The organism is Streptomyces sp. NPDC090445, assembly GCF_044769385.1.
In the GTDB taxonomy this organism is placed as follows: Bacteria; Actinomycetota; Actinomycetes; order Streptomycetales; family Streptomycetaceae; genus Streptomyces.
Genome location: NZ_JBIVXV010000001.1, coordinates 714,700 through 726,374, shown reverse-complemented (window position 1 = coordinate 726,374; position 11,675 = coordinate 714,700). Strand labels below are relative to the sequence as shown.

Below are 11,675 nucleotides of genomic sequence, written 5' to 3'. Positions count from 1 at the left end.
GCATCGTCGAAGCAGACAGTCCCCCCACGCCCACACGCTCTCGCCTGCGAGAACGAGCGGAACCCATGGAGTCCACCATGTCCGCAGAACCGACCGGCTCAGCCCCCGGACCCGGCACCGGCCCCGGAGGCGGCCCCGCCACCGGCACCGCCCCGGCCGCCGGCCCCGCCGCCCCGCCCGACCCGCGCCGCTGGTGGGTCCTGGCCGTCATCGGCCTGGCCCAACTGATGGTCGTCCTCGACGCGACCATCGTGAACATCGCCCTCCCCTCCATCCAGGCCGACCTGGGATTCACCGACCACCAGCGGCAGTGGGTGGTCACCTCGTACGCGATCGCCTTCGGCAGCCTCCTGCTGCTCGGCGGGCGCCTGGCCGACCTGGTCGGACGCCGCCGGGCCTTCCTCACCGGCCAGCTCGGCTTCGCCGCCGCCTCGGCCCTCGGCGGCGCGGCGGCCACGTTCGGCGTCCTCGTCACGGCCCGCACCCTGCAGGGCGTGTTCGCGGCCCTGCTGGCCCCGGCCGCGCTCTCGCTGCTCACCACGACCTTCTCGGCGCCCGCCGAACGCGGCAGGGCCTTCGGCGTGTTCGGGGCGCTGGCCGCCTCCGGGGGCGCGGTGGGCCTGCTGCTCGGCGGGGTGCTCACCGAGCACCTGAGCTGGCGCTCGACCCTGTACGTGAACGTCCTGTTCGCGGCCGTCGCCGTCACCGGTGGCGCGCTGCTGCTGCGCCGGACGGCGCCTGCCGCCCCGCCCCGGCTGGACCTGCCGGGCACGGTCCTGGCCTCGTCGGGGCTGTTCTGCCTGGTCTACGGGCTGGCCACGGCGGGCCCGCACGGCTGGCGGTCGTTGGAGCCCCTGGGCCTCCTGACCACCGGTGCGGTGCTGCTGGCCGCGTTCTTCTGGTGGCAGCGGCGCAGCACGCACCCGCTGCTGCCGCTGCGGATCGTCCTCGACCGGGTCCGGGCGACGGCCCTGATGTCCGTGTTCATCACGGGCGTGGGCATGTTCGGGGTGTTCCTGTTCCTGACGTACTACCTCCAGCACACCCGCGGCTACAGCCCGGCCAGGACCGGCCTGGCGTTCATGCCGATGTCCGGCTGCACCATGCTCAGCGCGATCGGCAGCAACCTGGGGCTGCTCGGCAAGGTGGGCGGCCGGCCGCGCATCGTCACGGGCATGCTGCTCTCGGCGTGCGGGATGGCCTGGATGTCGAACCTGTCGGCCTCGGGCCCGTACGCCGTCGAGGTACTGCCCGGCCAGGTGGCGACCGGTCTGGGCATGGGGCTGATCACGGCCGCGGCCATGAACCTCGGCACGGCGGGCATCGACCCGCGGGACGCCGGGGTGGGCTCCGCGACGGTCAACGCCATGCGGCAGGTCGGTGGATCGGTCGGGACGGCGCTCATGAGCACCCTGGCCGCCGGCACCTTCGCCCGCGTCCTGGCAGACGGGCAGCCCGCGCCGGAACTGATGGCGCGGGCTGCCCTGGAGAGTTACCACACGGTGTTCACGGCCTCGGCGGCGATCTTCACCGCCGGGGCCGTGCTGACCCTGTTCCTGCTGCCGGGCGGCCTGTCCATGGAGCGCGCACACGGCGCTCCGGGCGGCCGCCGTCCGTCAGGCCCCTGAGCCCGAGGGGCGCGCCGGACGCTCGGGCGCCGCCGGCTCCTTGGGGGACGAGGAGGAGGCGGACGGCGCCGAGGGGGAGGAACCCCCGGGAGCCGCGGCGGAACCCTCGGGAGCCGCACCGGAGCCCTCGGAGACCGCCGGCTTCGCCGGGTTGGCCGGAGTCGCGGAGTTGGCCGGGTTCGCGGGGGCGGCCGGGTTCGCGGGGGCGGCCGCCGAGGGGGCCGTCGGGGTCGTCGGCGCCGGGGCCACCGTGCAGTTCGCGATCGAGCTGCGGACCCGCTCGCCGGTCGAGAAGTGCTTCATCTTGCAGGCGTTGGTCCCGAGGCCGCCGTCGACCTGGCCGTAGCCGGGGCCGATGACCAGGACGGTGTCGGCCTGGCCGCGGACGGTGTCGTTGCCCGGGCCGCCCTGGACGATGCCCGCGGACTCCGCGCCCACCGACTTCGGCTCGATGATGTCGTGCTCGCTGCCGCCGAGGATGCGGCCGCCGAGGTCGACGTTGCCCGTGCGGATGGTGTCGCTGCCGTCGTTGCCGAACACCTGGCCGCCGCCGCGCTGGTACTCGCCCGGCTCGCCCAGCACGCTGCCCGTGGTGATCTTGTCGGCGCCGTGGTCGCCGTAGACGGTGGCGCCGTGCGCGGCGGTGCCCACGACCAGCGCGGTGATGATGGTGTCGTCGCCCGCGCCGCCGCGGACGGACGAGTTGCCGCCCCGCGGGTAGAGGTTGTTGACCTGGACGGTGTCGTCGCCCTCGCCGCCGAGCACCTGGGAGTCGACGACCATGCCCTTGACCCGGATGTTGTCGTTGCCTCCCATGCCGTCGATGATGACGTTCTCGACGTCGTTCTCGCACAGGATCGTGTCGGCGCCGGACGTGCCTCTCACCACCGTCATGCCGGACCGGGCCTCGACACCGTTGATGTAGCACCAGTAGGACGGCAGGGAGTCGGCGGCCTGGGCGGCCGGGCCCGCCGCCAGGGCGGCAGCGGCGACGACCGTGCCGGCCAGGGCGTACGTGGCGGTGCGAAGTTTGCGGCGAGTGCGCAGCATCAATTCTCCCGAGCGTGGGGTGGGTGGTGGTGAGTGGCGCGTACGTGACGCATGAGATGTGGTGCGTGGTGCGTTGGTGGTCGGTCAGGACAGCTCGTGGCGCAGCGGCGTGAGCTGTTCGATGTCGTAGCGGGCCCGCAGTTCGCTGACCGCGGCGGGATCCGGGGAGGTGCTCGCGTCGAGCAGGGCGAGGAGCTCCTCGAAGTACCGCTCGTGGTCGGGCGGCGGTGAGGCCTGGAAGAACATGCGGGCCGGCTGGCCGGTGGGGTTGGCGAAGGCGTGCGGGCAGCCTGGCGGGACCACGATGACCGTTCCGGGGGTGGCCCGTACCACCTGGCGCCCGTCGAGCGACTCCCAGTGTCGCCAGTCGTCGCCGCTGCGCACGCGCGGCTCGAACGCCATGACGTCGAGTTCACCCTCCAGGACGTAGAACAGTTCTTCGCTGCGCACGTGCCGGTGGGCCCCGACGTCGAATCCGGGCGGGACGACGACCTCGAAACTGGAGGCCACCGTGGAGTGCTCGCCGGTGACCTTGAAGGTGACCTGCTGGGCGTCGGTGTTCAGGGTGCGCCCGTGGCCTGGCGGGACCAGCAGGCCGTCACGGACCACGTGCGCGGTCATGACCAGGTCACCGGCAGGCCCTCGGGGCCGCGGATCAGCGCCCCCGGCCGCCAGCGCAGTTCGTCCGGGGGGACGGTGAAGCGGATGTCCGGGAAGCGGTCGAGCAGCGCGTCGACGAGCAGCTCGGACTCCAGGCGGGCGAGCATCGCGCCGGGGCAGAAGTGGGGGCCGTACCCGAAGGAGACGTGCGGGTTGGGGCTGCGCTCCAGGTGCAGCTCGTCGGGGTCGGGGAAGACGTCCGGGTCGCGGTTGGCGGCCAGGTAGGAGACGTAGACGGCCTCGCCGGCCTTGATGAGGTGGCCGGCGACGGTGACGTCCTCCAGGGCGATCCGGGAGAGCCCCACCGCGTTGCGGTGCGGGATGTAGCGCAGCAGCTCGTTCAGGCCCGCCGGCCGCAGGGCGGGTTCGTCGCGCAGCCTCTGCATCAGGTCCGGCCGGGTCAGCAGGATGTAGACCATGTTGCCGACGTTGTTGGTGACGGCCTCGCCGCCGATCTGGATGAGGAGGCCCAGGCCGGTGGCCTCCTCCAGGGTGACCTCGCCGTCCCGGACCGCCTGGTCGAGGAGTCCGATGACGCTGTCGTCGTGCGGCACGTCCCCGGAGCGCAGGCGTGCGGCCAGGTAGGCCAGCGCCTCGTCCTTCGCGCGTTCGCTGCGCTTCGCGCCCTGGGCGGAGGAGAGGATGAGCGAGGTCCATTCGTGGACCATGGGCCGGTCCTCCTCGGGTACGCCCATCAGCTCGCACACGACGGCGAGCGGGAAGGGCGCGAGGAGGCGCTCGGTGAGGTCGGCGGGCGGGCCGTCGGCCAGGATCTGCCCGACGATGCCGTCGAGCATCTCCCGGGCGCGGCGGCGGAGCCGCTCGACCCCGGTGGTGGTGAACGCGGCCGCGACGGTGCGGCGCAGCCGGGTGTGGTCGGGCGGGTCCTCGAAGCCGACCGCGCCCGGTGCGGGGATGAAGTGGGGGGCCAGCCGGGTGACGTCGTGTTCGGCGACGAGCTTGCGGCTGAACCGGGGGTCGTTGGCCACCGTCCGCACGTCGTCGTACCGGCAGACGAGCCAGGCCCAGCCGGACCCGTTGGGGAGGCGGATCCGGGTGACCGGTCCCGCCTCCATCAGGCCGGCGAGGACGGGGTCGAAGTCGACCCCGTCCAGGGCCGGGGTGGGCCAGTGCGTGATGGGTGGCCGTGCGGTTGCGGGGCCGTCCTTCAGCATGCTTCGGATTCCTCCCTCACCCGGTTCCTCATTGCGAGGTCCAGCTGCCCAGTGAGATTTCTGCGGTGATGCCCGGGCCGAATCCGGCCAGCAGGCCCTTCGCGGCGTCGGCCGTGCCGTTCTCGTCGAAGAGTCGGCGCAGTGCGTCCAGGACGACGGCGCTGGCGATGTTGCCGTATTCGGTCAGTGTGGCCCGGCTGAAGCGGAATGCCTCGGGTGCCACACCGAGGTACTTGCTCAGGTCGTCCAGGATGCGCGGGCCGCCCGCGTGGATGATGTAGAAGTCCAGGGCTGCGGCGTCCCATCCGTGGGCCTTGGCCAGCTCCTTGAGGGACGGGGCGAGCGGCTCCATGGTGCCGGGGACTCGCCGGTCCAGCTTGAAGTGGAACCCGGTGGACCTGACGTCGTACATGATCCAGTCCTCTGTCCTGGGGATGATGTACGAGCTGTTGCGGTGGATCTTCATGCCCGTGCCGCCGCGGCCGCGGACGACCGCTGCGCCCACGCCGTCGCCGAACAGGCCGTTGGAGAGCAGGTTGCCGACCTCCAGGTCGCTCGGCTGGTAGCACAGCGAGCAGAGCTCGCAGGAGACGATCAGGGCGTTCGCCTCGGGGTACGCGATGCAGAAGTCGTGCGCCCGGTTGACCGCCGCCCCGCCCGCCGCGCAGCCCAGCTGGGCGATGGGCAGCTGCCGGGTGTCCGTCCGGAAGCCCATCTCGTTGATCATCCACGCGGTCAGCGAGGGCATCATGAAGCCCGTGCACGACACGTAAATGATCATGTCGATGTCCTTGGCACGCAGCTGCGCGTCCTCCAGCGCCTGCCGCACCACCGCGGGGACCCGCGCCTTGGCCTCGGACTCGTACACGGCGTTGCGCGATTCGAAACCGGGGTGCTTGAGGGTCTCCTCGATGGGCTGCACGATGTGCCGCTTCGCGACGCCGGTGTTCCGGATGAGACGCAGGGCCAGTTCGAGCTGCGGGTGGTCCGCGTGGACGGACCGGCACAGGTCGAGGGTCTGCTCCATCGTGATCACGTGCTCGGGCACGGACACCGTTGGCCTGCACAGAGTCGCCATGGGTGGCTCTCCTTTCGTGTCTGACACAGCCTCACGGACCCCGGGCGGAAGCGCGCGCGGGACTACGGCGTTGGTGGACATGGGCCAATCCGGTGACGATGCCGGAGGAAGGCAGCGACCGGTGTGGCGAACGGGAAGGGATGGGCTGGTCGATATGTCCGCGGACGTCCGGTTTTCCGCGGGATCGCGGCCGCGGGGGGTGCCATCCACGCAGGGAGATGTGAACGATGACGTCAGACCCGCACACGGCCGTGGAGCCCGGGAAGGGCCCGGACACGGACGAGACGGTGCACTTCTGGAGCCTGGACGACTTCGAGGCCCTCGAGTTCGACCCGTTCCTGCACGACCGGCTGAAGGAGAGTCGGGCCGCCCGGATCCAGCTGCCGTTCGGCCAGGGCAGCGCGTGGCTGATGTCCCGCTACAGCGATGTCAAGGCGGCCACGACGGACCCCCGCTTCAGCAGGGAGGAGCTGGTCGGCCGGTCCGTGACCGCCTCCTCCCCGCACGCGATCGCCTCGCAGAAGGCGTCCCTCAACTACGCCGACCCGCCGCGCCTGAACAACATGCGCCGGGTGGTGGCGCGGGCCTTCACCGGCAAGGCGATGAACAAGCTCCGCCCGACGGTGCAGAAGACCCTCGACGGCCTCCTGGACACCATGGAGCAGCACGGCTCGCCCGCGGACCTCGTCGAGCACCTGCACGGCCCGCTCCCCCTCGCGGCCGTGGCGGACCTGCTGGGCATGCCGCAGAAGATGCGCGCGGGCATGACGTCCTGGGCCAACGTGGCCATGACGCCGGGCCCGGCCCCCGCCCAGAGCGTCGACGCCCTCAAGACGGTCCGCGAGACCGTCGTGGCCCTGCTCGACATGCGCCGCAAGAAGCACAGCGACGACCTCGGCGGAGTGCTCACCGCCGCCGCGAAGGCGGGCGAGATCACCGACGACGAAGCCGTCTCCCTGGCCACCGCCATCCTGGTGAGCGGTGCGCACGCGGTCCGCAACAACAGCGCCAACATGGTGTACGCCCTTCTCACCCATCCGCAGCACCTCGAACGGCTGCGCACCGAGCCGCAGCTGATCCCCCAGGCCGTCGACGAGCTGCTGCGCTTCATCCCGCACCGCAGCGGAGTGGGCCTGCCGCGGATCGCGATGCGGGACGTGGAGGTCGCCGGGGTCAGCATCAAGGCGGGCGAGGCGGTCTACTCCTCGTACCTGGCCGCCAACCGCGACCCCGAGGCCTTCCCCAACCCCGACACCCTGGACTTCGACCGCGGCCCGATCGCCCACATGGCCTTCGGCAACGGCCCGCACCACTGCGTCGGCTCGATGCTGGCCCGGATGGAGTCCGAGCTCATGCTGGCCACCCTGCTCAACCGCTATCCGCGGCTGGCCCTGGCCATCCCGCCCGAGCAGGTCGAATGGCAGACCGGCGGACTGATCCGCGGCCCCAAGGCCCTCCCGGTGTCCTGGTGATACGCCGGCACCGGATCAAGGTGGTCAAGGGCCGCCCCGACCACATAGAACTGGCGGCCCTCACGGCCGCCCTGATGGTCCTGGCGCGCACGGGCGCGATGGCCGTGCCGCATCGGCACCACTCGACCCGGCGCCACCGCGCCCACTGGGACCGCAACCTGCCGTCCCTGACCGACCATCCCGTGCACTCCTGGCGCGCCCGCCCGCCGTCCCCGTTCGTCCACTGAGGGCGGCGGGGCCGGACGGGTCGGCGCCGGGGCCGGCGGTGGCCGCGTCTACGCGGCCGCCGCCGAAGCCGCGGGGGCGGCCGGCTTCGCGGGGGCGGCCGGAGCGGCCGGGGCCGCGGGCGGCGTGGGGGCCGCCGGGGACTGCGGGTCGCAGGTCACCTCGTCCCGGGGGATGTAGTGCGTGCGGGACGTCTCCCGCTTGACCTCCTGCCCGCCCCGGACGAAGATCCGGTCGACGGCCACGTCGAAGCCCTCCAGCGGGGTCTGCACCTCGCACTGCGGGCCCGAGGCCTCGATCTTCTTCGGCGGGGTGACGTGGGTGCGCGGGCCCTTGGCGGCGCGGATCTCGTCGTACGCCTTCGTCCCCAGCAGCCTGATGGTCACCGAGGAGTCCGTGGACTCGGCCTGGACGTAGACCGCGCTGCCGGAGTCGTTCTTCCAGCGCAGGTCGAGGGTGCCCCAGGCGACGGTGGCCTCGCGGCCCTCGGGGTAGCGCTCGATGTAGAAGGAGTGCGCCCCGTGCTCGACCGGCTTCAGGCCGGCGAAGAACATGGCGTTGTACATGGTCGTCGCGACCGCCGAGACACCGCCGCCGGGCGACTTCACGAACCGCCCGTCGTTGATCATGATTCCGTCGACGAAGCCGTTCTCCTCGGTCCGCTCGCCGACCGTCTTGTTGAAGCTCCAGGTCTCGCCCGGCCGGACCACGGAGCCGTTGATCAGCTCCACGGCGCGCCCGATGTTGGTGGTGCGGTAGGGGGCCGCCGGGAAGTTGACGGTGAAGGACGACAGCTTCTCCTTGATGCCGAGCCGCCGGGCCTCCTGCGCGGTCAGCCGCGGCGGGACGGCCGTCGTGGCGAGTTCCGCCGTGCGGGCGTCGCCCGTACGGGTCAGCAGCGGCAGGACGGCGTCCCCCAAGGCCTTGGCGGTGACCTGGACGCCGCTGCGGGCGTCCTCGGCGACCACCGCGCGGCCGGCGGCGTCCACCTCGAAGGTGACCCCGCGCGAGGGCGCGGTGATCGCGGACACCTGCCGGGCGACGTCCGGGTCGGCCAGCAGCCCCGCAGAGTCGAGCTTCGGGACGAGCCGGCCCGCGCCGTCGGCCTTGAGCGCCAGGTGCCGGCCGAGGACCTCCGGGGTGAGGACGATCCGCTTGGCACCGACGGTGAGGGTGACGGGCCCGGACATCGCGGGCTCGGCGAACTCCTTCATGGCCCGCGCGGTCTCCTGCGCGCCGACCGCCGGCTGCGTGAGCTCCACCGGCAGGGCCGCGGGGCCGGCCTGCGGGCTCAGGTAGACGGCGCGGACGACCTCTGCCGCCCGGTCGGCCTGTACGGTCACCCCGGTCGCGGGGGCGACGGACCGGGCGGTGCCGTCCTGGAAGGTGACGGCTCCGTCGCGGACCGGGCTCCCGGCGGAGTCGGCGAGCCGCTCGGCGGCCTGCGCCCGGTCGGCGGCGCCGTCGGCGCGGACGACGGGTTCGACCTCGCGCTTCTCCGCGGGCGTGACCAGCCGCCCGATCACGGTGAACGGGTCGGAGCCGGACTGCGCGGCGCGGTCGACGGTGGCCTCGGTGTCGAGGGACAGGCCGAAGGCGGCGGGGACGGCCTGCGCGGTGCGGCCGCCTTCGACCTTCAGGGTGATCGGCGCGGCAGCCGCCTGGCCGAGGCCGCGGTCGAGGGCGGCCCGGGCTTCCGTACGGCTCATGCCGCCGATGTCGACGCCGCGCACGCTGGTGCCGTCGGCGATGCTGTCGCCCGCCGCCGCGAGGCCGGCGAGATACAGGCCGCCGAAGCCTAGTACGACGGCTCCGCCCGCGAGGGGCAGGGCCGTACGCCAGTCGTTCAGCAGGCGGTGTGCGCGTCGCATGTCTCTCCCGTGGCGGCGGTGTGCCGTGTCGCAGTCGTGGCTGTGGCTGTGGCTGTGGCGGCCGGCGATCCACCCGAGACACGAACCGTGCGCCGGACCGCCCTCCAGCATTCACCAATTCGGGCGAAAAGGAACAAAAATGTGCGTGTTCTCACGCGCGGGCCCATGTCGGACAGCCGGCCGGCGCAGAAGTAAGGCCACTGACCCGGAATTGGCCCTGTGCCCACCCGGAGCAGATGCCACACGGTGTGGTCCATCGGTCTTTGGCTCCCAGGAAAGGCACCGTCCGTGTCCACCGCCCCACCCCCCGCACGCCCCGCGGGACGCCTCCCCCGCCGGCTCCTCCAGCTCTACGCCGGCCTCGCCCTGTACGGCGCGAGCTCGGCGCTCCTGATCCGGGCGGGGCTCGGGCTCGGCCCCTGGGACGTCTTCCACCAGGGCCTCGCCGAGCGCACCGGGTGGACCATCGGCGCCGTGTCCGTGGCCGTCGGGGCACTGGTGCTGCTGCTGTGGTGGCCGCTGCGGCAGCGGCCCGGCCTGGGCACCGTCTCCAACGTGTTCGCGGTCGGCCTGTCCATGGACGCCACGCTGGCGGCGGTGCCCGACGTGCACGGCCTTGCGGCCCAGGCGGGTGCGCTGGCGGCGGGCGTGGTCCTCAACGGCGTCGCCACCGGCCTGTACATCGCGGCCGCCTTCGGGCCGGGCCCGCGCGACGGCCTCATGACGGGGCTGCACCGGCGGACCGGGCGGTCGGTGCGGCTCGTGCGCACCGGGATCGAGCTCACCGTGCTCGCGGCCGGCTTCCTGCTCGGCGGCAGCGTCGGCCTGGGCACCGTCGTCTACGCCCTGGCCATCGGCCCGCTCGCCCAGTTCTTCCTGCGGGTCTTCGCCCTGCGCGGGACTGCCGGACGGGATCGGCCGTCGCCCGTGCGCAGCACGCCGCCGAAGGCCCGCCCCTCGTCCCCGCCGGGTCCGGCCGGCCCGGGCGGTACGCCCAGCGGCACGCCGGGCGCTTCGGCGGGAGTCCGGTGACCCGGGTCGGGCACCGGCCGGCGGAAGCGGCCCGCGTGTACCCGGAGGAACCGCCCGCACCCTGAGAGCGTCTCCCCCGTATCCCGGCCGTCGCATCCCGGCCCCGGCATCCCGGCCGTCGCGGCACGGCAGGAGGACGGGGGCCGGGCCCGGTGGCACGAACGAAGCAGGGGGAACCGATGACCGGACGGCAGAGCGGCGCCACGGGGCGCCGGCGGTTCCTCGCCCTCCTCGGCGGGGCCGCACTGGTGCCCCTCGGCGCGACGGCCGGCTGCGCGGAGCTCCGGCCGAACGAGGACCACCTCCGCGTACGGACCGGCATCGAGCCGCTGCGCGAGCGGTTCCCGGCGCTGGGCGAGCTGTCCGACGCGCACTGGCTCGGGTACGACCTCGACGAGGCGGGCAAGCGCCAGACCATCCCGGGCCCGGACTCGCGGATCCGGCTGGTCGGCGTGGCCCGGCTGGCCGCCGGCGCGGTGGCCGCCACGCTCGCGGCGGCCCCGGCGGGGGAGCGCTTCGAGACGGTGGCCCTGCCCGCCGACCTCCCCGCGCCGCTGGCGAAGCACGTGCCCGACCGGGCCGGCTGGCGGGCGAGTACGGCGTACGACCTGCGGGTCCTCGCCCGGGAGCCGTCGCAGTCCCCGTCCGGCGAGGAGGCCGAGGGCCGGTTCCTGCTGCACGAGAAGGACGACCGGGTCTGGTTCGACACGGTCTTCCTGTACACCTGACGCTCAGCCCTCCGCCGTACCACCCGCCGCCGCCGTCCCCGGCTCCGGCTCCGGCCCGGTGAAGACGCCTGCGCGGGCGGCCGCCGCGGCGGAGCGGGCGGCACGTTCGGCCGCGGCCGCGTCCGGCGGTGCACCGGTCGTCAGCAGCCGGTAGTACAGGGGTGCGGAGACGAACCGGATGACCTCCTCCGCGTCCGTGCCCTCCGGCAGTTCGCCGCGGTCCACCGCCTGGCGGACGCACGGCGCCCACTCCCCCACGCGTACGGCGTAGAAGCGGTGCAGGGCCTCGGCCGCCCTGGGGTCCGTACCGGCGGCCGCGATCACGGCCCGGAAGAGCGGGCCCTGGCGCGGGTCGGCCAGGGTGCGGCGGACCAGGTCGGCGTTGGCCAGCAGGTCGCCGTCGAGCGAGCCCGTCTCGGTGCGGGGCGCGGACTGCTCGGCCATGTCGCCCAGCAGGTCCGCGACGAGCCCCGACGGTGTCCCCCACCTGCGGTACACGGTGGTCTTGCCCACCTCCGCGCGCCGGGCCACCTCCGCCAGGTCCAGCCGGTCGAAGCCGGCTTCGGCCAGCAGGTCGCCGGCCGCGCGCAGGACCGCGGCCCGCACCCGGGCCGTGCGGCCGCCGGGCCGCAGTGTGCCCGGTTCCACGGCACCCTCATCCACCATAACGGTTCTCCAGTTCCATTAGTTCGCTCCGGCTGTTACGGTGGAGCCAGCTTAAGGGGTCCACAGTTCCATTAACCCGTCTTGAGGGGG

The 11,675-nt window shown here is 73.4% G+C and carries 11 protein-coding genes; 5 read left to right on the top strand and 6 right to left on the bottom strand.

Features of this window, described 5'->3' with window-relative positions; translation table 11 throughout:
- Window positions 1-77: 77 nt before the first annotated feature.
- The gene (locus tag ACIQUT_RS03265; protein ID WP_403558626.1) at window positions 78-1,628 is read left to right on the top strand and encodes a DHA2 family efflux MFS transporter permease subunit; all 1,551 of its coding nucleotides are present in this window, start codon (window positions 78-80) and stop codon (window positions 1,626-1,628) included.
- Here ACIQUT_RS03265 and ACIQUT_RS03260 read toward each other — a convergent pair.
- The 4 genes from ACIQUT_RS03260 to ACIQUT_RS03245 all read right to left on the bottom strand — a co-directional run bounded on the left by ACIQUT_RS03260 (window position 1,617) and on the right by ACIQUT_RS03245 (window position 5,591).
- Window positions 1,617-2,678: a hypothetical protein gene (locus ACIQUT_RS03260; RefSeq protein WP_403558624.1), complete on the bottom strand. Its 1,062-nt coding sequence runs from the start codon at window positions 2,676-2,678 to the stop codon at window positions 1,617-1,619. The genes ACIQUT_RS03265 and ACIQUT_RS03260 overlap by 12 nt on opposite strands.
- 84 nt (window positions 2,679-2,762) lie before the next feature.
- Entirely contained in the window at window positions 2,763-3,299 is a 537-nt protein-coding gene (locus ACIQUT_RS03255) for a cupin domain-containing protein (protein ID WP_403558622.1), read from the bottom strand.
- Entirely contained in the window at window positions 3,296-4,513 is a 1,218-nt protein-coding gene (locus ACIQUT_RS03250) for a cytochrome P450 (protein ID WP_403558620.1), read from the bottom strand. The genes ACIQUT_RS03255 and ACIQUT_RS03250 overlap by 4 nt, the downstream gene beginning before the upstream one ends.
- A 28-nt stretch (window positions 4,514-4,541) precedes the next feature.
- The gene (locus ACIQUT_RS03245) at window positions 4,542-5,591 is read right to left on the bottom strand and encodes a type III polyketide synthase (RefSeq protein WP_403558618.1); all 1,050 of its coding nucleotides are present in this window, start codon (window positions 5,589-5,591) and stop codon (window positions 4,542-4,544) included.
- A gap of 227 nt (window positions 5,592-5,818) precedes the next feature.
- Between ACIQUT_RS03245 and ACIQUT_RS03240 the strand changes: the two genes are divergently transcribed.
- Window positions 5,819-7,063 (top strand): cytochrome P450, encoded by a 1,245-nt coding sequence (locus tag ACIQUT_RS03240; RefSeq protein WP_403558616.1) that lies wholly within the window; start codon window positions 5,819-5,821, stop codon window positions 7,061-7,063.
- A complete protein-coding gene (locus ACIQUT_RS03235; RefSeq protein WP_403558614.1) occupies window positions 7,060-7,290 on the top strand; it encodes an acyl-CoA carboxylase subunit epsilon in 231 nt (76 codons plus the stop codon). The genes ACIQUT_RS03240 and ACIQUT_RS03235 overlap by 4 nt, the downstream gene beginning before the upstream one ends.
- 48 nt (window positions 7,291-7,338) lie before the next feature.
- Here ACIQUT_RS03235 and ACIQUT_RS03230 read toward each other — a convergent pair whose 3' ends face one another.
- A complete protein-coding gene (locus tag ACIQUT_RS03230; protein WP_403558613.1) occupies window positions 7,339-9,159 on the bottom strand; it encodes a VanW family protein in 1,821 nt (606 codons plus the stop codon).
- Window positions 9,160-9,447: 288 nt separating this feature from the next.
- Between ACIQUT_RS03230 and ACIQUT_RS03225 the strand changes: the two genes are divergently transcribed.
- Entirely contained in the window at window positions 9,448-10,191 is a 744-nt protein-coding gene (locus ACIQUT_RS03225; protein ID WP_403558611.1) for a YitT family protein, read from the top strand.
- Between the two features lie 179 nt (window positions 10,192-10,370).
- Complete coding sequence (locus ACIQUT_RS03220; protein ID WP_403558609.1) at window positions 10,371-10,919, top strand: hypothetical protein; 549 nt, start codon at window positions 10,371-10,373, stop codon at window positions 10,917-10,919.
- A 3-nt stretch (window positions 10,920-10,922) separates the two neighbouring features.
- On the opposite strand, the gene ACIQUT_RS03215 is transcribed toward ACIQUT_RS03220, so the two are convergent.
- Window positions 10,923-11,585, bottom strand: a complete 663-nt coding sequence (locus ACIQUT_RS03215; RefSeq protein WP_403558607.1) for a TetR/AcrR family transcriptional regulator — start codon at window positions 11,583-11,585, stop codon at window positions 10,923-10,925.
- Between the last annotated feature and the right edge of the window lie 90 nt (window positions 11,586-11,675).

Coding starts and splice junctions, on each gene's coding strand:
- ACIQUT_RS03265 (WP_403558626.1), top strand. CDS start 78: ATGTCCGCAGAACCGACCGGCTCAGCCCCCGGACCCGGCACCGGCCCC.
- ACIQUT_RS03260 (WP_403558624.1), bottom strand. CDS start 2,678: ATGCTGCGCACTCGCCGCAAACTTCGCACCGCCACGTACGCCCTGGCC.
- ACIQUT_RS03255 (WP_403558622.1), bottom strand. CDS start 3,299: ATGACCGCGCACGTGGTCCGTGACGGCCTGCTGGTCCCGCCAGGCCAC.
- ACIQUT_RS03250 (WP_403558620.1), bottom strand. CDS start 4,513: ATGCTGAAGGACGGCCCCGCAACCGCACGGCCACCCATCACGCACTGG.
- ACIQUT_RS03245 (WP_403558618.1), bottom strand. CDS start 5,591: ATGGCGACTCTGTGCAGGCCAACGGTGTCCGTGCCCGAGCACGTGATC.
- ACIQUT_RS03240 (WP_403558616.1), top strand. CDS start 5,819: ATGACGTCAGACCCGCACACGGCCGTGGAGCCCGGGAAGGGCCCGGAC.
- ACIQUT_RS03230 (WP_403558613.1), bottom strand. CDS start 9,159: ATGCGACGCGCACACCGCCTGCTGAACGACTGGCGTACGGCCCTGCCC.
- ACIQUT_RS03220 (WP_403558609.1), top strand. CDS start 10,371: ATGACCGGACGGCAGAGCGGCGCCACGGGGCGCCGGCGGTTCCTCGCC.
- ACIQUT_RS03215 (WP_403558607.1), bottom strand. CDS start 11,585: ATGGTGGATGAGGGTGCCGTGGAACCGGGCACACTGCGGCCCGGCGGC.